Annotated in this window: 18 protein-coding genes; 10 read left to right on the top strand and 8 right to left on the bottom strand. The window is 69.8% G+C overall.

The features are described from left to right. Positions 1-127: 127 nt before the first annotated feature. Positions 128-472 (bottom strand): 5-carboxymethyl-2-hydroxymuconate Delta-isomerase, encoded by a 345-nt coding sequence (locus tag I4U41_RS06825; RefSeq protein WP_206860327.1) that lies wholly within the window; start codon positions 470-472, stop codon positions 128-130. A 40-nt stretch (positions 473-512) separates the two neighbouring features. Further along, entirely contained in the window at positions 513-1,007 is a 495-nt protein-coding gene (locus I4U41_RS06820; protein WP_206860326.1) for a lipocalin-like domain-containing protein, read from the bottom strand. A gap of 21 nt (positions 1,008-1,028) precedes the next feature. On the opposite strand from I4U41_RS06820, the gene I4U41_RS06815 reads away from it, so the two are divergent. Then, positions 1,029-1,958, top strand: coding sequence for a LysR family transcriptional regulator (locus I4U41_RS06815; RefSeq protein WP_242525010.1), 930 nt, complete (start codon positions 1,029-1,031; stop codon positions 1,956-1,958). 538 nt (positions 1,959-2,496) lie between these two features. On the opposite strand, the gene I4U41_RS06810 is transcribed toward I4U41_RS06815, so the two are convergent. Both I4U41_RS06810 and I4U41_RS06805 read right to left on the bottom strand, forming a co-directional pair. Next, entirely contained in the window at positions 2,497-3,606 is a 1,110-nt protein-coding gene (locus I4U41_RS06810; protein WP_206860325.1) for a calcium:cation antiporter, read from the bottom strand. A 28-nt stretch (positions 3,607-3,634) separates the two neighbouring features. Next, complete coding sequence (locus I4U41_RS06805) at positions 3,635-4,084, bottom strand: outer membrane lipoprotein (RefSeq protein WP_206860324.1); 450 nt, start codon at positions 4,082-4,084, stop codon at positions 3,635-3,637. Between the two features lie 202 nt (positions 4,085-4,286). Here I4U41_RS06805 and I4U41_RS06800 point away from each other — a divergent pair, with 202 nt between their 5' ends. Further along, positions 4,287-5,696, top strand: coding sequence for a metal-dependent hydrolase family protein (locus tag I4U41_RS06800; protein WP_206860323.1), 1,410 nt, complete (start codon positions 4,287-4,289; stop codon positions 5,694-5,696). A 39-nt stretch (positions 5,697-5,735) separates the two neighbouring features. Here I4U41_RS06800 and I4U41_RS06795 read toward each other — a convergent pair whose 3' ends face one another. Together I4U41_RS06795 and I4U41_RS06790 are read right to left on the bottom strand one after the other, a co-directional pair. Then, a complete protein-coding gene (locus tag I4U41_RS06795; RefSeq protein WP_206860322.1) occupies positions 5,736-6,485 on the bottom strand; it encodes a DUF4410 domain-containing protein in 750 nt (249 codons plus the stop codon). A gap of 234 nt (positions 6,486-6,719) precedes the next feature. Beyond that, complete coding sequence (locus tag I4U41_RS06790; protein WP_320415143.1) at positions 6,720-7,901, bottom strand: acyltransferase family protein; 1,182 nt, start codon at positions 7,899-7,901, stop codon at positions 6,720-6,722. 158 nt (positions 7,902-8,059) lie between these two features. Between I4U41_RS06790 and I4U41_RS06785 the strand changes: the two genes are divergently transcribed. The 3 genes from I4U41_RS06785 (at position 8,060) to I4U41_RS06775 (ending at position 12,036) form a co-directional block, all read left to right on the top strand. Then, entirely contained in the window at positions 8,060-8,947 is an 888-nt protein-coding gene (locus tag I4U41_RS06785) for a LytTR family DNA-binding domain-containing protein (RefSeq protein WP_206860320.1), read from the top strand. Positions 8,948-9,285: 338 nt separating this feature from the next. Further along, a complete protein-coding gene (locus tag I4U41_RS06780) occupies positions 9,286-9,516 on the top strand; it encodes a hypothetical protein (protein ID WP_206860319.1) in 231 nt (76 codons plus the stop codon). Positions 9,517-9,654: 138 nt separating this feature from the next. Further along, positions 9,655-12,036, top strand: coding sequence for a membrane-bound PQQ-dependent dehydrogenase, glucose/quinate/shikimate family (locus I4U41_RS06775; protein WP_206860318.1), 2,382 nt, complete (start codon positions 9,655-9,657; stop codon positions 12,034-12,036). Positions 12,037-12,579: 543 nt separating this feature from the next. Here I4U41_RS06775 and I4U41_RS06770 read toward each other — a convergent pair. Both I4U41_RS06770 and I4U41_RS06765 read right to left on the bottom strand, forming a co-directional pair. Next, complete coding sequence (locus I4U41_RS06770) at positions 12,580-14,220, bottom strand: NAD(P)-binding protein (protein ID WP_206860317.1); 1,641 nt, start codon at positions 14,218-14,220, stop codon at positions 12,580-12,582. Then, entirely contained in the window at positions 14,220-15,728 is a 1,509-nt protein-coding gene (locus I4U41_RS06765; RefSeq protein ID WP_206860316.1) for a polyamine aminopropyltransferase, read from the bottom strand. The genes I4U41_RS06770 and I4U41_RS06765 overlap by 1 nt, the downstream gene beginning before the upstream one ends. Before the next feature lie 136 nt (positions 15,729-15,864). On the opposite strand from I4U41_RS06765, the gene I4U41_RS06760 reads away from it, so the two are divergent. The 5 genes from I4U41_RS06760 to I4U41_RS06740 all read left to right on the top strand — a co-directional run bounded on the left by I4U41_RS06760 (position 15,865) and on the right by I4U41_RS06740 (position 20,065). Continuing rightward, positions 15,865-16,254: a DUF350 domain-containing protein gene (locus tag I4U41_RS06760; RefSeq protein ID WP_206860315.1), complete on the top strand. Its 390-nt coding sequence runs from the start codon at positions 15,865-15,867 to the stop codon at positions 16,252-16,254. Between the two features lie 64 nt (positions 16,255-16,318). Next, a complete protein-coding gene (locus I4U41_RS06755; RefSeq protein WP_206860314.1) occupies positions 16,319-17,332 on the top strand; it encodes an SPFH domain-containing protein in 1,014 nt (337 codons plus the stop codon). 37 nt (positions 17,333-17,369) lie between these two features. Then, positions 17,370-18,809: a DUF4178 domain-containing protein gene (locus I4U41_RS06750; protein WP_206860313.1), complete on the top strand. Its 1,440-nt coding sequence runs from the start codon at positions 17,370-17,372 to the stop codon at positions 18,807-18,809. Beyond that, complete coding sequence (locus I4U41_RS06745) at positions 18,809-18,952, top strand: hypothetical protein (RefSeq protein ID WP_206860312.1); 144 nt, start codon at positions 18,809-18,811, stop codon at positions 18,950-18,952. The genes I4U41_RS06750 and I4U41_RS06745 overlap by 1 nt, the downstream gene beginning before the upstream one ends. A 129-nt stretch (positions 18,953-19,081) precedes the next feature. Beyond that, positions 19,082-20,065, top strand: a complete 984-nt coding sequence (locus I4U41_RS06740; RefSeq protein ID WP_206860311.1) for a chemotaxis protein CheB — start codon at positions 19,082-19,084, stop codon at positions 20,063-20,065. The last annotated feature ends 35 nt before the right edge of the window (positions 20,066-20,100 follow it).

The raw sequence follows: 20,100 nt of genomic DNA, 5'->3' as shown, positions 1-20,100 counted from the left end.
CGGGACTGGACGGCCCAAGCGTATCGCGCACCCGGTGCGGCGGATGCGAGCGGACTCGACGTTTGCCGTATTTCGCGCGTGTGGACAGAGCCGGCACAGTGGCGCGCCGGGATGGCCCGGGCGTCCGTCACAGCATCGCGCGGTTGCAGTAGGTCGCCCGTTCGAACTCGGCGATGTTCGCCGCGATGCGCGCAAGCGCGGGAAACATCCCGGCCAGCTCGCCGACGATCGCCTTCGACAGCGCGGCGCGTTGCTCGACGCTGCGCCCCTGCATGATCCAGCCGAAGACGTGGATGAAATCCTCCCGCGCGCCGCCCACGGCGTGAATGCGGTAGGGGTTCACGCGGACCTTGATGTCCGCCTCGTCGAACAGTCCGGACGCGGTCGCCGCGCGATGCAGGCGGGCGATGATCGTTGCTTCGTCGTGGATCTGGAGCAGGTCGTGCGAACAGTCGACCACGAAGTGCGGCATGGCGGGCTCGGCCGTGAGGTGGTGAATCGGAAGGAGGGGCTCAATCGAGCCGTTGCCACACCGACACCGGAATGCTCCCGTCCGCGCGCGGCGGCACCTCGTAACGCAGCCGTGCGCCGTCCAGGCGGTACTGGCGCTTCTGGACCGTGCCTTCCCAGTTGGGGAACGACGAACCTTCGATCGAGAACACCAGCACGCCCGCGCGTTCGTCGATCGCCAGCGCGCCGTAGTGGGTGCTGCTGCCCATCACCGCGGACCGGAATTCCTCCGCGCTGCCATCGGCCTTGCTGTCGCGCGCGAAACGCGCGCGTTCGGACTTGAAGATCTGCAACGAGTAACGCCCCATGCCGTCGACGACGAGCCGGCCTTTCGGGTGATCGCCGTAGTCGCGCGTCGTCCGGCCGTCCGGCAGGATCTTGTCCGCGGCAACGAGCGTCCAGGTGCCTTGCAGCGGGAAGGCGTGCTGCGGCACCTGCGCGTCGCGCGCGGCCAGGCCCGCCAGCAGTGCGACGAGTGCGCCCGTCAGTGGATTCATTGCGTTGGCTCCGTGGGATCGATGATCGACCGGCGCCATCCTAGGCCGCTTGCCCGATGCGAAAAACGCATCTACAAAGATATCTGTCATTTCGAAATCGAATCCATGCAGATGAAGTCGATGGACGTGGATGCGGTCCGGGCGTTCCTGCTCGCGGCCGATCTGCAGAGCTTCACCCGCGCCGCCGAGGTGCTGGGCACCACGCAGTCCGCGGTGAGCCTCAAGCTGCGGCGGCTGGAGGAGCAGCTTGGTCGCCGCCTGCTGGAACGTACGCCGCGACACGTCCGCCTGTCGGTGGAGGGGCTGGCCTTCCTGGGCGTGGCGCGCGAGCTGGTGTCGTCCCACGACCGCGCCGCCGCCGCCTTCGATACCGAACAGCGCCGGCTGGCGATCGGCATCAACCAGCAACTGGTCGGCCGCGAGCTCCCGCTGCTGCTGCGGCGCATGCGGGACCACGATCCGAACCTGCTCGTCGAGATGCGCGTCGCCGGCACGAAGGAACTCATGGCAAGCCAGGAGCGGGGCGAACTCGACGCGGTGCTGGTGCTGCGTCCTGACGATCGCGGCAAGCGGGGCAAGGTGGTGTTCGCGGAACCCTTCTCCTGGTTCGCGGCGCCCGGCTGGGAGCCGCGCGTCGGCCAGCCGTTGCCGCTGGCGACGCAGGGCGAGTCGTGCCGCACCCGCGCCGAGGCGGTGCGTGCGCTCGACCGGGCGGGCATCGAATGGCGCGAAGTCTTCGTCGGCAAGGGCGCGGCGATCCTGGGCGCCGCCGCGGTCGCGGGCCTTGCGGTCGCGGTCCTCGCGCGACGCGCTGCGCCGCCGGATACGGTCGACGTCGGCGGCATGCTGTCGCTGCCGGCGATCCGCTCGCAGGAGGTGATGTTGTACAGCAACCTCAGCGACCGCCGAACGCGCGACGCGTTGCGGGTGCTTGCGCTTGCGTTTCAGTAGCGGGCAGCGGTTGCGGATGCAGGGAGGGTTGGGGAGGGTGAAGTGGCGCGCGAAGGCGTCTGTTTCCCCTCACCTCACAGCCTTTGTAGCCCGGGTAAGGCGCAGCCGCACCCGGGGGGCTTCCGGCAGCGTCTCCCCGGGTGCGCTTCGCTTACCCGGGCTACAGCAGCCGGCACGCAAGGCGCCACAAACCGCTGCGGCCTCAAGGATCGAACGCCAGCACCAGAAACGCCACGAACAGCGACAGCCCTTGTAGCCCGGGTAAGGCGCAGCCGCACCCGGGGGGATTCCGGCAGCGTCTCCCCGGGTGCGCTGCGCTTACCCGGGCTACAGGAGCCGGCACGCAAGGCGACACAAACCGCTGCGACCTCAAGGATTGAACGCCAGCACCAAGAACGCCACGAACAGCGACAGCCCTTGTAGCCCGGGTAAGGCGCAGCCGCACCCGGGGCGGGATTCCGGCAGCGTCTCCCCGGGTGCGCTGCGCTTACCCGCCCTACAGGAGCCGGCACGCAAGGCGACACAAACCGCTGCGACCTCAAGGATTGAACGCCAGCACCAGGAACGCCACGAACAGCGACAGATGCACCGCGCCCACCAGCATCGTCGTGCGCGCACTGAGGAAGGTGAGCGTGGTCAGCAGGAGCGTGGCCGCCAGCAGCGCGATGCTTACCGGCGGCAGCCCGAGCAGCACCGGCTGGCCGCGCGCCAGGCCGATGAACAACGTCACCGGTACCGAGATGCCCAGCGTCGACGTCGCCGCACCAAGGCTGACGTTGATCGCCTTGGTCAGCTGGTTCGCGCCGACCGCGATCAGCGTGGACATGCCTTCGGGCGCGAACACGAGCAGCGCGATCACCACGCCGCCGACCGCATTCGGAATGCCGAAATGCGCGAGCCCGCGATCGAGCAGGTCCGCCAGCGGCGTGGCCAGCAGCGAGATCGGCACCATGCACGCCAGCAAACCGGCGGTGTGCATCGCAAGGCGCCGGGGCCGGCCTTCGCGTGGCGGCGTCGCATCTTCGGCAGGCGTGGGCGTGACGGTGGGCGTGAGCGTCGGCGCGTTGCTCGCCTCGGCGAAGTACGCCTGGTGCCGGCCCACCTGCAGCGACAGGAACAGCCCGTACAGCAGCAGCGTCATGATCGAGAAGCACACCGATTGCAGCATCGTCAGCGTGCCGTCCGGCGTGGACGTGGTGAAGCTGGGCAGCACCAGCGCGATGGTCGACAACGGGATGACGACCGACAGGTACGCCGTCGCGCCCTGAAGATTGAACAGCTGCTCGTGGTAACGGTAGCCGCCCATCAGCAGGCCGACGCCGACCACGCCGTTGAGCACGATCATCAACACCGAGAACATCGCGTCGCGCGCGAGCGTGGAGACTTCCTCGTCGACGAACATCGCCGCGCAGATCAGCACCACTTCGATCGCCGACACCGACAGCGTGAGCACCAGCGTGCCGAACGGTTCGCGCAGTTCGCGCGCCAGCGCCTCGGCTTCCTGCACGGCGTCGAAGGCGCTCCACAGCACCACGATCACCAGCCACGCGAACAACGCCGTCTGCAGCGCCGGCGATCGCAGCTCCGGCGCCATCAGCAGCGCGACGACGGTGATCCAGCCCGCGATGGCGCCGGCGCTGATCTTCATCGCACGTCGGTCCGGCGCGGGTCGTGCGTCAACGGGTCACGCGCGTGGTCGTGCCGTCGGAGGCGACCTGCACGCGGTCGCCGACGCGGAAGTCGTTGACGTTGCCCTGCTGGGTCACGGCGATGGTGCGCCCGGATTCGAGTTCGACGGTGATCTCGATGCCCGGCTGCGCCCCGCGCGTCATGCGGTTGCCGATCGCGCCGCCGGCGACGGCGCCGGCCACCGCGCCCGCGGTGTTCGCGCGACGTCCGCCGCCGATGGTGCTGCCGGCGATGCCGCCGAGCGCCGCGCCGGTCGCGGTGCCGACGTTGCGCGAGTCGTTCTGGATGGCCACCGCCAGCACGCGGCGCACCTTGCCCCATTCGACCGAACGCGCGGTACCGACTTCCGAACTGCCGACGGCCTGCGCCGACGCGTCGAAGGCGGGGACGAGAAGGAGCGCGAAGCACAGTGCCGCTGCCCGAAACAGGGTGTCCATGAGCGAACCCTCCAGACGCGTGGAACTCCGGTCAGGAGGGCGTACGCCCGGGGGTGTGACGCGTCGGTGAAATCCGCATGACGACGGGTTCGTCCGTGCGTTCCGCGATGCCGCGAGGGAGCGCTCAAGTCGCGTGGATCGTCACGGTCGCATAACACCTGCGAGCGTACAGCGGACCGGAGCTCACTCCGGGACCACGCGAATGGATACGCTGAGGATGGTCGTGGTGGCTGCCGCGTTCTGCGTGGCCGCGTGTTCCGGAAAGTCGCCGGATGTGCCCGCACCCGACACGCGCGACGCACCGCCCGCACCGGCGACCGCGAGCGCACCTGCGCCTGCACCCGCGCAGACCAGCATCCTGTTCCGCAACGTGCGCGTGTTCAACGGCGTCGATCCGACGCTGGGCGCCGCCACCGACGTGCTCGTGCGCGGCAACCGCATCGCGGAGATCGGCAGCATCGACATGCCCGCGGCGGAGCAGGGCATGACCGTCATCGACGGCGCGGGACGCACGCTGATGCCCGGCCTGATCGACGTGCACTGGCACGCGCTGGCGGTGCGGCCGACGATCGCGGTGGCGATGAATTCCAGCACGGGCTATCTCAACCTGATGGCCGGCGCGGAAGCCTCCGACACGCTGCAGCGCGGCTTCACCACGGTGCGCGACGTGGGCGGCGCGTCGTTCGGCCTCAAGCGCGCGATCGACGAAGGCTGGCAGGCCGGCCCGCGCATCTATCCCTCCGGCGCGATCATCAGCGTCACCGGCGGCCATGGCGATTTCCGCAGCCCCGTCGAATTGCCGCGCGTGCTGGGACGGTCCGAGTCGCGCACCGAGATCATGGGCGACTCGGCCATCGCCGATACGCCGGACGAAGTGCGCCTGCGCGTGCGCGAGCAGCTCATGCTTGGCGCCTCGCAGATCAAGATGACCGCCGGCGGCGGCGTCTCTTCGCCGCACAGCCCGCTGGACGTGGTGACCTTCACGCCGGAAGAGCTGCGCGCGGCGGTGAGCAGCGCGGGCAACTGGGGCACCTACGTCACCGCGCATGCCTACATGCCCGAAGCCATCCGGACGGCGGTGGAGGCGGGCGTGCAGTGCATCGAACACGCCAACCTGATGGACGAGCCCACTGCGCAGCTGCTGGCCAACCGCAACGTCTGGCTGAGCATCCAGCCCCTGCCGGACGAACTGCTCCGCGCGTTCCCGCCCGATTCGGAGGAATACGCGAAAGGCCGCGAAGTGCTCGCAGGCACCGATCGCGCGTACCAGCTGGCGAAGAAGTACAAGCTCAAGACCGCGTTCGGCACGGACGTGCTGTTCTCCGCCGCGCTCGCGCGCCAGCAGGGCAGCCTGCTCGCGAGCCTGACGAAGTGGTACACGCCCGCCGAAGCGCTCACGATGGCCACCAGCACCAACGCGGAGCTGCTCGCGCTGTCGGGCAAGCGCAATCCGTATCCGGGCCGGCTCGGCGTGGTGGAAACCGGTGCGCTGGCCGACCTGCTGCTGGTGGAAGGCGATCCGCTGTCGGACATCGCGCTCATCACGCGGCCGAAGGAGAACTTCCGCGTGATCGTCAAGGACGGCCGGATCTACAAGAACACGATCCGCTGAAGGCGCGTCGTTCGCTCGATCGCGTTGCAGGTCATCGGACTACAGCCAGCCGTGCTCGCGGTAGATGCCGACGATCGAATCGGCGATGCCCGCCGCCGTGCGCTGCGCGGCGCCGCGAAGCGATTCGGGTCCGCGCTCCTGCATGACGTTGGACGTGCCCGACACCGCGGCGCTTGTCGCGATCGAGCCCGCCGCGCCGGCCGCGCCGAGCGGCACCAGCACGCCGGGCAGGCGACCGCCCGCGGTGCTCATCTGCGCCGCCGCCAGTGCGCGCGGCCCGGTCGCGGTGACCTGGAACGCTTCCACCAGCGTGCTCATCTCGCCGCGCCCCGCGCCGAAGCCCACCAGCACGCGCATCGAGCGGCTGCCGGGACGCACGGATACGAACTCGCCGCGCAGGATCACATCGCCGAGTTTCGGCACCGGGCCCGCACCGACCGGATACGCATCGATGCCCGCTTCACGCAGCCGCGCGACGACCTGCTGCGCGACCTCGCGTCCCAGTTGTCGCCCGGTCTCGACATCGGCTGGCGTCTGCGGCGCTTCGTCGGATTCGAAATAGCCGGTGACCATCGCATCGGGCGGCAGGTCGCCGCGCGTCCCGGCGAAGTCGTACACCAGGATGCGCCCCGGCCGCTCCAGCGCATGCGCGTCGTCGGCGCGTTCGAACGAGGGCGAACGCGTGCTCGCGCATGCGGTGACCGCGAGTGCGACGAAGAGGAGGACTGCTCCATGGTGGGCGCGCCGGAGGCGGCTCGCGCACCGGCAGACGGGTGGCCGTGCTTCCATGACTCGCGTCCTCGTGCGGCACGGGGGGTACTAGGCGCTTCGGGGTGTTAGGGGGAAATGAAGCCGGGAGAGGCGGGTGTTCCGCGCTGTTTGTTCCCTCTCCTGCGAATGCCGGGGAGGGTTGGGGTGAAGTGGCGGGCGAAGGCGTTTGGTCCACCTTCCGTAGAAGCCGCACCAAGGCGGAGGCCCAGGCAACGTTCCCCCTCGCCTTGTCCGGGCTACAAAAGCAATCACTCACGTCGCATCCGCCACCGCATCCGCCATCGGACGCCGCTCTCGTCGCGCGAGCCCCAGCAATGGACGCAGCCAATCCACGCGGCGCACGAGTTCGAAACCCGCGAAGCTCAGCGCCAGCGTCGCGATCACCAGCAGCGGCCCTTCGACGATCGGACGCATGCCGAACGGCTGCAGGTTGTGCGCGAACACGACGATGATCGTCTGGTGGAGGATGTAGACCGGGAAGACCGCCTGCGTGAGGTAACGCCGCGCCGCGCTGTCGCCGGGCGACCAGCGTGCGGCGAAGCCGACGATCGCCACGATCGCGGTCCACTGGAACGTGCCCCACGCCGCGCGCTGCACGTGGCGCAGCCCATCCGGCGGAACCGTGTCGCCGCTGTACACACCGAAGTACCACACGATGAAGGCATACGCGGCCAGCGCGAGCGCGGCGGCATGCCAGCGCAGCGCGGCGAAGCGGTCCCACACCGGCTGCGACTTCGCCACCGCATAGCCGAGCAGGAACTGCGGCAGGTACTGCGCGTGGTTGTACCAGTCGTCGACCAGCGCGTGGGTCGATTCGAACCGGCCGACCAGCGCCATCCGCAGCACGATGAGCAGCAGCGCCGGCCACAGCAGCAGGCCGATGCCGTGTCCGAACATGCCCGCGAGCCGTTCGCACGTGCGCGCCAGCACGCCCGGCGCGAACCAGCGCAGCAGGCACAGCACCACCGTGTACGTCCACAGGTACACGACGAACCACAGGTGGTTCCAGGTCGGCACGACGAGGCAGTCGCCGTCGCGACAGAAACCGGGATCGGCCGCGAGATAGCGCGCCCAGAACGCCAGGTAGCCGTCGTGGTAACCGCCCGGCAGCTTCTCGACCACTTCGTAATACGACTGCGGCGGCACGATCACCAGCATGCCGAACACCAGCGGCACCAGCAGCCGCCACGACCGCCCGCGCAGGAACCCCCGCGGTACCTTGCCGATCAGGAAGGCCGTCGCCACGCCCGAGATGAAGAACAGCAGCGACAGCCTCCAGGGCGAGCTGAGCAGCATGAACGGCTCCAGCGCCGTGCTCGCGAACGGGCTTTTGACGTGCCAGTCCCAGCTCACGTAGTACATGCCCACGTGGTAAAGCACCAGCAGCGCGAAGGCGCCGATGCGGACCCAGTCGAGGAAATAGCGGCGGCTCACGGCGGCATGCTCCATGGAAGGCGTGGCCGCCACTGTTCGCGCGTGGCGGGGCCGCTTCCACCGCGAGGTGACGAACCGGCGGGTCGCGGGGACGAATCGCGGGCACGCAGGGACGACCCGGGACGGCCCGGACCGCGCTGTGCCTACAATTCCGCCGCATGAATGCGCCTTCCGCTCCGGTCCCGACCCCCGCCCCGTTCGCCTCGCACGCGTGGCGTCGCACGTTCGAGGTCGGCTTCTGGGTGGTCCTCACCCTGGTCAACGCCGCCGTCAACAGCGTGACCGTGCTGATGGACATCCGCCGCGCCGGCCTGCCGTTCGCCGCGTGGGAGCCGGTCAGCTGGGAATGGTCGAGCGGCGCGCTGCTGCTCGCGCTGGTGCCGGCGGTGGCGTGGTTCACCCGCCGCGCGCCCCTGCACTGGGACACCTGGCGCCGCACGCTGCCGTTGCACGTGCTGGCGAGCATCGCCTTCAGCGCCGTGCACGTGCTGGGCATGATCGCGATCCGCGAGGTCGTGTACGCCGCGCATGGCGTGGAGTACGACTTCGGGCCGTGGGGGCGCCAGTTCGTCTACGAATACCTGAAGGACGTGCGCACCTACGCCGGCACGGTGGTGCTGATCGAAGGCTACCGCTTCATGCGCCGTCGCCTGCAGGGCGAGGCGAGCCTGCTGGGCGAGCCGGACGAAGGTCCGCCGGTGGAGCCGGTCGAACGTCCCGAACGCTTCCTCGTGCGCAAGCTCGGCCGCGAATTCCTCGTCGCCGCCAGCGACGTCGAATGGCTGCAGGCCGCCGGCAACTACGTGAACCTGCGCGTGCGCGGACACGACTATCCGCTGCGCTGCACGATGGCGGCGATCGAGGAACGCCTGGACCCATCGCGTTTCGCGCGGATCCATCGCAGCTACATGGTGAACCTTGCGCAGGTCGCGTCGATCGAACCGCTCGATACCGGCGATGCACGCGTGCACCTGGCCGATGGCACGGTGCTGCCGTGCAGCCGTCGTCATCGCGATGCCCTGCGCGAGCGTGCGGGATTCGCGTGAGATGCGGGCGCGACGAGCGCTGGAAAGGGCCGTTTCGTCGCTGCTTTCGATGATCGGCGGCGGACCGCTCGCGCCGGGCGGCAGGCGTGATCGGCAATGTCGTTTCGCGCAGATACGCGCACGCGCATCGCGCGAACATGCGCTGGAGGCCTGAAAACACGGGGAAAACGCGCCTTAACGTTTGCATCGGGCGGCCTGCTGTGTTTTATTGAAAAACAGTGGGACGGGGGATGGGCTCACATCCGACTCGATGCACGCGCCTGATGCAGGCGCGGGCGCTGTCTTCTTTTTCGCGGACGGGCATGCGTTTACGGTCCTTCGCGCTGGACGTTCGCTGCATGAGCAAAGACGCTTCCGAAGCCGCACTGGCTTCCTACGAGATATTGATCCGGTCCGTGGGGCAGGGCATTCGCGAGGTGCATGGCAACACCACGTGGGATGCCGTGCGCTCGCGCGCGGAAAGCCTGTGGCACCTGTACGCGGTGACCACCGGACTGAGCTGGCCGCAGGTCGCCGATCGCGTGCACGACGCGTGGCTCGCCGCGGGCGAACCGCAGGCCGACGCGTAGCGACGCCATGCGTCGCCGCGCATGCGAACGCCATGCGCACACGAATCGCACACCTTCGTTAACGGGCTTCACCGCAAGCCGACCTGATGCTGCCTAGACTCGCCCGCATTCGACGAATGCACGCGGGGGTCCACGGCGTTGCCTCAAACGCGCGATACGTGGCGACACGTCGCCCTGAAGCTGCTGGCGGTGGCGATCGCGCTGCTCGGCGCGATCTTCGTGGCCGGCGGCGCATGGCTGCTGTCGCTGGGCGGATCGCCGTACTACCTCATCGCCGGCGTGCTGCTGCTGGCCTCGGCGGTGCTGCTGTGGCGCGGGCGCGCGGCGGGTGCATGGTGCTTCTGGCTGGTGCTGGCCGGCACGTTCTTCTGGACGTGGTGGGAAAGCGGCGCGGATTACTGGCGCTGGGTGCCGCGACTCGGATTGATGCTCGCGCTCGGCATTCTCGTCGCGCTCGTGCAGCCGTGGTTGCCGGGCATGCGGCGCCGGTGGTCGTACGGCATCGCGGGCGTGCTGGTGGCGGCGTTCGTGGTCGCGTTCGCACTGGCCTTCGTGCCGCATGGCGTGACGGAGGCGGATCGCGCGCCGCCGGTGGCCACGGCCGCCGCGTCGGCATCGATCACGCCGCAGGCCGACGCCGACTGGGTCGCCTACGGTCGCGGCTACGATGCGTTGCGCTACACGCCGCTGGTGCAGATCGACCGCAGGAACGTCGATCGCCTCGAACGCGCGTGGACGGCGCGCACCGGCGATCGTCCCGATCATCGCTGGGGCGCCGAGACCACGCCGCTGAAGGTCGGCGACACGCTCTACCTGTGCACCGCGCGCAGCCGGTTGATGGCGCTGGATGCGCGCACCGGCGCGGTGCGCTGGCGTTTCGATCCGGGCGTCAAGGACAGCGACATCCCGTACACCGCCGCGTGCCGTGGCGTGACGTATTTCGAAGCGAAGGGCGCGGGCGAATGCCCCACGCGCATCATCGGCCCGACGCTCGACGGCCGGCTGATCGCGCTGGATGCGCGCACCGGCAAGCCGTGCGCGAGCTTCGGCGACAACGGCCAGATCGACATCAAGCGCGGCATGGGCGAAACGCCGCCGGGCTATGTGTCGGTGAATTCCGCGCCGACCATCGTGCGCGGCGTGATCGTCACCGGCCACCAGGTGCTCGACGGACAACGCCGGTGGGCGCCGTCGGGCGTGATCCAGGGCTTCGATGCGATCACCGGCCAGCTGCGCTGGGCGTGGGACATGATGCGTCCCGATCGCACGGGCCTGCCGCCGCCGGGCGAGGAATACTCGCGCGGCACGCCGAACATGTGGACGACGGCGACGGGCGACGAAGCGCTGGGCCTGGTGTACCTGCCGATGGGCAATTCCGCCGCGGATTACTGGAGCGGATTGCGTCGCCCGATCGAAGACCATTACGCGACCTCGCTGGTCGCGCTCGACGTCGCCACCGGCAAGCCGCGCTGGAATTTCCAGACGACGCACGTCGACGTGTGGGATTACGACCTCGGCTCGCAGGGCACGCTGGTCGATTTCCCCACCGCGAACGGACGCGTGCCGGCCGTCGTGCTGCCGAGCAAGCAGGGCGACCTGTACGTGCTCGATCGACGCACCGGCCGGCCGCTGGTGCCGGTGGAGGAAATGAAGGTGCCCGGCGGCGGAGTGGAACCGCAGCGGCGCTCGCCGACGCAGCCGTTCTCGCGCTACCACACGCTGCGCAAGGCCGACCTCACCGAACGCGACATGTGGGGCATGACGCCGATCGACCAGCTGTACTGCCGCATCCGTTTCAAGGAGGCCAGCTACAAGGGCTTCTACACGCCGCCGGAATCCGACCGCCACTGGATCCAGTACCCCGGCTACAACGGCGGCTCGGACTGGGGCGGCATCGCGATCGATCCGCGTCGCGGGATCATCGTCGCCAACTACAACGACATGCCGAACTACAACCGCCTCGTGCCGCGCGCCGAAGCCGACCGGCGCGGCTGGGCGCCGCGCGAGGACGTGCGCGGCGAAATGGGCGGCGCGGAAGGCGCGGGCGATCCGCAGGCGGGCACGCCGTACGCGATCGACGTCAACGCCGGCTGGCGGCTGGATTTCACCAAACTGCTGTGCAAGGAACCGCCGTACGGCGGCATCCGCGCGATCGATCTGGCGAGCGGACAGACCTTGTGGGATCGCCCGTTCGGAAGCGCGCGCGGCAACGGGCCGTTCGGCATCAGCTCGGGATTGCCGCTGGACATCGGCACGCCGAACAACGGCGGCGCGGTGATCACCGCCAGCGGACTGGTGTTCATCGCGGCCGCCACCGACAACCTGATCCGTGCGATCGACATCGACACCGGCGAGGAACTCTGGCACGACGTGCTGCCGGCCGGCGGACAGGCGACGCCGATGGTGTACGCCATCGACGGCCGCGAATACCTGGTGATCGTCGCCGCAGGCCACCACTTCATGGAAACGCCGCCGGGCGATTTCGTCATCGCCTACGCGCTGCCGAATCGCGCAGATTGATGCGGCGATCGATGCGGCGATCGATGAGCGGCAATAGCGCGGCCCCGCCGCCTACGGCGTGAACACGTAACCCGATCCACGCACCGCATCCAGCGGCAACTCGCCGCCGGTGAGCCGGAGCACCTTGCGGCGCAGGCGATGCACCGCACTTCGATGCGGTGCAGGTCGAAGCCGTAGCGGTCCGTCGACAACCGCGCGGCGATCGCCTCGCTCGCGACGATGGTGCGGCGATGTTCTGGCCGGTGCGCCAGCCGCTCGGGTTGCGCGGGACCTCGCGCGGCGACTGCGCGCGTTCGCGACGGCGCACCGCGCTGCGGATCGTCGCCGCACGTGGTAGTGCTGTGTCGCGGCGGGTGGCCGAGCAGCACGATCGCCGCATCGGTGGCGTCGCGCAGCTTGCGCGTCATGGTGAGGCGATGCTTGGAAAGAAGCGTCGTGCGCTCGCGCCCTTGCGGCCCGGGTAAGCGAAGCGCACCCGGATTGGAGAGGCGGCCGCGTCCCCGGGTGCACTTCGCTTGCCCGGGCTACAGAAGCCCGCTGTACTCAGGCCAGGGCTTCGCCCGCCCGCACGCCCCACCACGCCGCTTCCTCGAAGATCGAGTAGCCGGAGAGATCCGAATGCGCCACGCGCACCGGGCCATCCAGTTCGCGCAGCGCCGCCAGTCCCGCGTTGTGCAGGAACCCGGGCGCCGGGATCGCCATCGCATGCCCGCGCACGGTGATCGAGAGACGGCGTGTGCGCTGCCAGAGTTCATCGCCGTACGCCGGTACGAGATCGCACGCGGCCTGGTCGCGAAGTTCCCCGGCGGTCGCGCGCAGCAGCCACGCACGCGCCTGCGACGGCGTCTTGCGATCGAGTGCCTGGTAGGCCGTGAACACCGAACGCGCGGTCGGCGCGACGCGCAGCAACTGGTGCGTGGACACCACGTAGCCCAGGCCGCGTCCGCGATGCACCACGTTGTCCCAGGCGAGCGGCGCGCCCGGCCGCTCGGTGGGCCAGCCCTGCACCAGGAAATTCGACACCAGCCACGCCGCGTGCGGACTCGCATGCACCGCCGCGTCGTAACCGCGATCGCGCAGGCCGGGCCATACGCGCGCAAGCACGTGCAAAGGCATCGCGCAGACGACGCGATCGGCGTGGATCGTGAACGGCACCAGTTCGCCGTGGTCGCGACGGAGACAGGTCACGTCCACGTCGTTCGCGCGATCGTGCACGCGTGCGGCGAAGCCGGCGCGCAGCCAGCGCTGGTGGCCGACGCGGCGCGTGATCGCCGCGCGCATGCGCGCGATCAGCTCCGACAATCCGCCGGGCCAGGTCAGCACCGTGTCGTCGGAGGCGTTCGCTGCGTGGCCGTCGCGGCTGGCGAAATAGTGCAGCCCGGCCCACGCGGAAACGGCGGCGGTGCCCGCGCCGTAGTCGTCGCGGCAGCAGTGGTCCAGGTACCAGCGCAGGCCCGGCGCGGTGTAGCCGTGGCGGTCGAGCCATCGCGCGAACGTCTCGCGATCGAGTGCGCGCCATTCGGCATCCGTCGAGGACAGCGTCGCCGGAATCGCGAACAGCCGCCGCCCATCGCGCCCGCGTCGCACGCGCAGGTCGTCGACGGTCGCGAAGAAGCGCTGCCGCTGGACGCGTTCGTCGGCGTCGATGCCGTGCACGGGCAGCAGGTCGTCTTCCCATCGCCCATCGCGCAGCAGGCGCTCGTGCGGCGCGTGCGACAAAGCCGCTTCGTCGTAGCGCGGTGCGTCGTCGCGCCCGCCCGGTTGCAGCAGTCCCACGTCGGCCAGCAGCGTGCGGACGTGCGCCGATTCCGACGACGGCAGCGGCAGGTAATGCGCACCAAGCGGGCAGGCGAGCACGTCGTCCCCGGCGTGGCCCAGGTCGTCGGAGGCTGCGTTGCCGCCGTACTCCGGGCCCTGCAACAGCACGAAATCGCGTCGGCCGGCGCGGGCCAGCGCCCACGCGCAGGCCATCCCGGCCACGCCGGAGCCGAGGATCGCCACGCCGCTGCGCAGCCCGCCGTGCGATGCCGCGAACGCCCCCGGCGAATCGCGCAGCGCGTGGCCTTCGCGCATTCCCGGGAAATGGATCTCCGGAACCACGCGATCCTCGCCGCGAAGCCGCGCCGTGCCCACCGCCGCCGCCCCCGCGAGGCCCGCGCCCACCAGGAACGTGCGACGCCGCATCAGCGGATCACCCGGCGCCAGTCCTCGTCGAAGTAGCGCACCAGCGACTGCTCGTCGAGCCGGTTCGGCGGCATCGCCAGGCGCGGCATGTCCTTCGGGAATACGAACAGGTCGCGCATCGTGTCGGCGGTCAGGTAGCGCGTGGGCACCGACAGCGCCGGCGGCGCGTAATCGGCGCGGTGCCCGGCCAGCACGAAGCCCCAGTCGCCGAAGGACGGCACGTCGCAGTGGTAGGGCCAGGTGTGCAACCCGGCTTCGCGCAGCGTCGCCTCGATGCTCCAGAACGAACGCGGCGCGTAGTACGGCGAGGTCGACTGCACCACGACGTAGCCGTTGTGGGCCAGGTGCCGCGCGATCAGCCGGAACATCGGCACCGAATACAGCCGGCCGATGCCGAAGCTGGAGGGATCGGGGAAATCGACGACGATGAAGTCGAACGCCTCGCGACTGGTTTCGAGCCAGCGCCCGGCGTCCTCGTTCACCACGTGCACGCGCGGGTCGCGCAGCGAACCCCGGTTCAGCGCGACCAGTTCGGGCGAGCGCGAGAACATGCGCGTCATCGCCGGGTCGAGGTCGACCAGGGTAACGCGTTCGACGTTGCGCGACTTGAGCACCTCGCGCACCGCCAGGCCATCGCCGCCGCCGAGCACCAGCACGCGTCGCGCGCCCGGCAGCGCCTGCAGGCCCGGATGCACCAGCGCCTCGTGGTAGCGGTGTTCGTCGCGAGAGGAGAACTGCAGGTTGCCGTTGATGTACAGGCGCAGGTCGTCCTGCCAGCGCGTGACGACCAGTCGCTGGAACGGCGAGCTTTCGGCATGCACGATCTCGTCGCCGTAGATGCCGCGCTCGGCCCAGGCGGTCATGCGGCCGGCGAAGGCCAGTCCCGCGACGAGCACGCCCATCACCAGTGCGCCGCGGAACAGCTTCAGGCGCGGCGCGGTGAGTTCCTTCCGGAACGCGATCGCGGTCCACAGTGCCACGCCGGTGTTGAACATCCCGAACAGGAACGCCGTGCGCAGCAGCCCCAGGTGCGGCGCCAGCAGCAGCGGGAACACCAGCGAGACGACCAGCGCGCCCAGGTAGTCGAACGCGAGCACGCGGCTCACCAGTTCACGGAACTCCGCGCGGCGCTGGTTGAAGATGCGCATGACCAGCGGGATTTCCATGCCCACCATCAGGCCGATGGCGAACACCATGACGTACAGCGCGGTGCGGAACGGCGTGGCCAGCCACGCGAACACCACGAACAGCACCGCCGCCGACACCCCACCGAGCAGGCCGATCAGCATTTCCAAGTCGACGAAGCGGTCGAGCACGTCGCCATCGTCGACGTAGCGCGAGAGCCACGAACCGACGCCCATCGCGAACAGGTAGCAGCCGATGACCGAGGAGAACTGCAGGATCGAATCGCCCAGCAGGTAGCTCGCCAGGGCGCTGCTGATGAGTTCGTAGCCCAGGCCGCACGAGGCGACGATCAGGACCGACAGGATGAGGGCGCGATCGCGCATGCGTGGCACGGATGGTGGCGGGCGGCGACCCGCGCGACCCCGTGCGCGATCCCGTGCCCGGGGCGCCTACTCTAGCGAGCGTGCACACGCCAGCCAACTGGCTATACTCGCCGCCACTCCTGGGGGAAGGATGCCCGTGTCGAACGTCGCGCTGCCGTACCTGGCCTACCTGTGTTCCGCATTGCTGATGCTCGCCGCGTTCGTCGCGCTGTACACGCGCGTGACGCGCTTCGACGAATGGGTGCTGATCCACGAAGGCAACGTCGCCGCGGCGCTGTCGCTGGGCGGCGCGGTGCTGGGCTTCGCATGCACGCTGGCGTTCGCCATCGCCCTGCATGCGACGTGGCAGGCGTTCCTGGGCTGGTCGCTCGCCGCGATGGCGGTGCAGGTGATCGCCTACGCCGTGCTCGCGCGGCTGCTGCGTGGCATGAACCGCGCGATCCATGAAGGAAACACCGCGATGGGCGGCCTGATGGGCGCCGTGTCGCTCGGCGTGGGCGTGATCAACGCCGCCTGCCTGACCTGACCGCCTTCGCGCGGCATCGCCCGAACCTCCCGACCACGCAGTTCGCCGACAAGGAAATCGAACGATGAGCCTGGGCTCCTTCATCCGCAAACAGTTCGTCGACATTCTGCAGTGGATGGAGGAGGGCGACGGCGTGCTCGCCTGGCGCTTCCCGATGCAGGACCAGGAAATCCAGTACGGCGGCAGCCTCACCGTGCGCGATTCGCAGGTGGCGCTGTTCGTCAACGAGGGCCGCATCGCCGACGTGTTCGGCCCGGGCATGTACAAGCTCACCACGCGCACGCTGCCGGTCCTGACCGCGCTGCAGCACTGGGACAAGGGCTTCGAATCGCCGTTCAAGTCGGACGTGGTGTTCTTCTCCACGCGCCTGCAACTCGGGCGCCGCTGGGGCACCGCGCAGCCGGTGACGATCCGCGACAGCGAGTTCGGCATGGTGCGCGTGCGCGCGAACGGCGTGTACAGCTACAAGGTCGCCGACGTCGAGAAGTTCTACCGCGAGATCGCCGGCACGCGCGCGATCTACACCGTCGACGACCTGGAAGCGCAGCTGCGCAACCTGGTGGTGGCGACGATGGCCGATGCGTTCGGCAACGGCGGCGTCGCGTTCATCGACCTGGCCGCGAACCAGGCCGCGATGTCGCAGCGCATCCAGGAACGCCTGGAGCCGGTGTTCCAGCGCTACGGCGTGGCACTGGAGGCGTTCGCGGTGGAAAGCGTCTCGCTGCCGGAGGAATTGCAGAAGGCGCTCGACACGCGCATCGCGGTCGGGATGTCCGGCGACCTGGACAAGTTCACGCGCTACCAGGCCGCGACCTCCATTCCGCTGGCGGCGAAGAACGAAGGCGGCATCGCCGGCATCGGTGCCGGACTGGCCGCGGGCGCCGCACTCGGGCAGACGATGACGCAGGCGTTGTCGCCGCAGGCCACGGGTGCATCGGCTGCGCCGGCTGCGACGCCGGCTGCGACGGATCCCGTCGCGAAACTGCAGCAGCTCAAGCGCATGCTCGAACTCGAGCTGATCACCGCGCAGGATTACGACGCCGCCAAGGCGCAGATTCTGCGCGACATGGCCGGCTGACGTGCGGCAGTTCCTGTGCCCCCAGTGCGGGGCGTCGGTGCGGTTGGAATCGGCGGGTGCGGTGATGGTGGTCTGCGCCGCCTGCCGCAGCACGCTCACGCGCGACGGCGAGGCCGCGCGCCGCATCGGCCACATGGCCGACCTGGTCGAGGACGGCTCGGTCGTGCAGCTGGGCACGCGCGGGCGCGTGGGCCAGCAGGGGTTCCGGGTGCTCGGCCGCCTGCGCCTGCAATACGACGCGGGTGCATGGAACGAGTGGTACATCGTGTTCGACGACGGCCGGTTCGGCTGGCTGTCCGATGCCGACGCGCAGTACGCCGTCACGCGTCGCCACGAGGGCGCCGACACTTCGCTGCTGCCGTCCTTCGACGACCTGCGCGCCGGAGGCCCGCTGAAGGTGGGCGGCACGCTGTACACCGTGTCCGACATACGCAGGTGCCGCTGCGTCGGCGGCGAGGGCGAGTTGCCGGTGCAGGCGGGCGACGGCTGGGATGCGCGCGTGACCGACGCGCGACGCGGCGCGGAGTTCGTCACGGTCGACTATTCCGATGCGGCGCCCGCGGTCTACACCGGCACCTCCGGCGCGGTGCAGTTCGACGCGGGGACGCTGCGGGCGAAGGAAGACGTCGAGGGGGGCGCGGGCCGTTATCGCGGCCAGATGTTGCCGCTGGATTGCCCGAACTGCGCCGGCACGGTCAGCATCGCCGTCGCCATGGCCACGCAGGTCGTGTGCCCGTCGTGCGGCTCGCTGCTGGATTGCAGCGGCGAGCGTGCGGAGATCATCGAGGCGAACCGCCGCGCGGCGCGCTTCAGGAGCACCGTGCCGCTGGGCGCGCGCGGGACGCTCGGCGGCACGCAGTACGAGGTCATCGGCATCATGCGCTGCGCGGTGCCCGATGACGCCTCCGAGCCGGAGTGGACCGAGTACCTGCTGTTCAATGCCTCGCGCGGCTACCTGTGGCTGGTGGAAACGCAGGAAGGCTGGCAGCGCGTCACCGTCTGCGATGCGTGGCCGGAGGTGTCCAACGACGCCAGCGCCCGCTGGCGCAAGCGCGGCTGGACGCGCAGGTACGCGTACGACGCGCGCGTGGAGCAGGTGTTCGGCGCGTTCAACTGGCGCGTGCGTCGCGGCGACGTCTCGCGCGTCACCGACTTCGCCGGCCACACCGACATGCTCACGCGCGAGGAATCCGGCAACGAGGTCGTGTGGTCGCACGCGGTGCCGATGAGCGGCACGACCGTCGCGCAGGCGTTCGGGCTGTCGATGCCGAAGGCGTCGGCATCCGTCGCGCGTTCGATGGCGGGCGACGACGATGAAGGCCTGGGGACCATCGCCGTGCTTGCGACGATGGTGCTGCTCGTGCTCACCGATTCGGTGGCGTTCCCGGCGGTGCTCCTGGGCATCGCGCTGGTCTGGGCGCCGCTGCTGGTCAGCGGGCGCGCCGGCGGGATCGGGCGCGGGCTGATGGAGGATTGATGAAGAAGGGCCTGTACATCCTCTACGTGATCTTCGTCATCGCGCTCACCATCGCGGTCGGCACCGAGGATTCGGATTCGCGCCACTGGAGCGGCGGTTCGTCCGGGCGCTCGGGCTGGAGTTCCGGCGGCGGCCACAAGTGATGCCGCCGTCGCGGACGTGACGAACGCGACGCCGTTCGCCGGTTGCGCCAACACTCCCCTCACCCCGCCACCACCGCTGCGTCACGCCGCATGGTCGAGGCTCTGCCTTCCACCGGAAGGATGCCCGCGATGCAGGCCACGGCGCAGCGTAACCTCATCGTCATCGGGGGCTCGACCGGCGCGATCAAGCCGCTGCTGGAACTGGCGGCGCGCTTGTCGCCGCGATTTCCGGCCACGCTGCTCGTCGTGCAGCACATCGGCACGCACCCGAGCGTGCTTCCCGACCTGCTGAACCGGCGCGGACCGCTGCCGGCGATGTTCCCGCGTTCCGGGCAGCTGCTCGAACCCGGAGTCATCTTCGTCGCACCGCCCGACCAGCACCTGCTCGTCATCGACGGCGCGGTGCGGCTGAGCCGCGATCCGAAGGAGAACTTCACCCGTCCGGCGATCGATCCGCTGTTCCGCTCCGCGGCCGTCGCGAGAGGCCCGCGCGTGATCGGCGTGATCCTCAGCGGCCTGCTCGACGACGGCACCGCCGGGCTGCAGGCGATCAAGGCCTGCGGCGGGCTGGCGGTGGTGCAGGACCCGGACGACGCCGAGGAGCCGGAAATGCCGGCGAGCGCGCGCGACAACGTCGCCGTCGACGCGCTGCTGCCGGCCGCGGACCTCGCCGAAGCGCTGTCGGTGCTGGTCGCGCAGGACGTGATCGCGGCCCCTGCGGTGCCCGCGGCCTTGCTGCACGAACACACACTCACCACGGGGGAGGCGCACGAACCCATGGAGACGCTCGATCGCATCGGCAAGCGCTCGCGCATCGTCTGTCCCGAGTGCAGCGGCGTGTTGTGGGAACTCAAGGGCGCGCGACCGCCGCGCTTCCGCTGCCACACCGGGCACGCCTACACGCTCAACGCGCTCGAACAGGCGCACTGCGCACGCACCGACCAGGCGCTGTGGAGCGCCCTGCGCGCGCTGCAGGAACGCGAAAACCTGCTGCGGACCATCGCCGAGGGCCACCGCCGCCGCGACGCGCACGACGCCGCCGAGCGCGCGATGGCCGAGGCCGATCACCTCGCCCTGCACGCGCAGCAACTGCAACGCCTCGTCGCCGGCTGATTGCCCGGTCAAAACCCGTGGCCGATACTGACCGC

Source organism: Lysobacter changpingensis (assembly GCF_017308985.1).
GTDB classification, from domain to species: domain Bacteria; phylum Pseudomonadota; class Gammaproteobacteria; order Xanthomonadales; family Xanthomonadaceae; genus Lysobacter_J; species Lysobacter_J changpingensis.
Note: the sequence above shows the minus strand (reverse complement) of the source record. Positions and strands in the feature narration are given on the sequence as shown.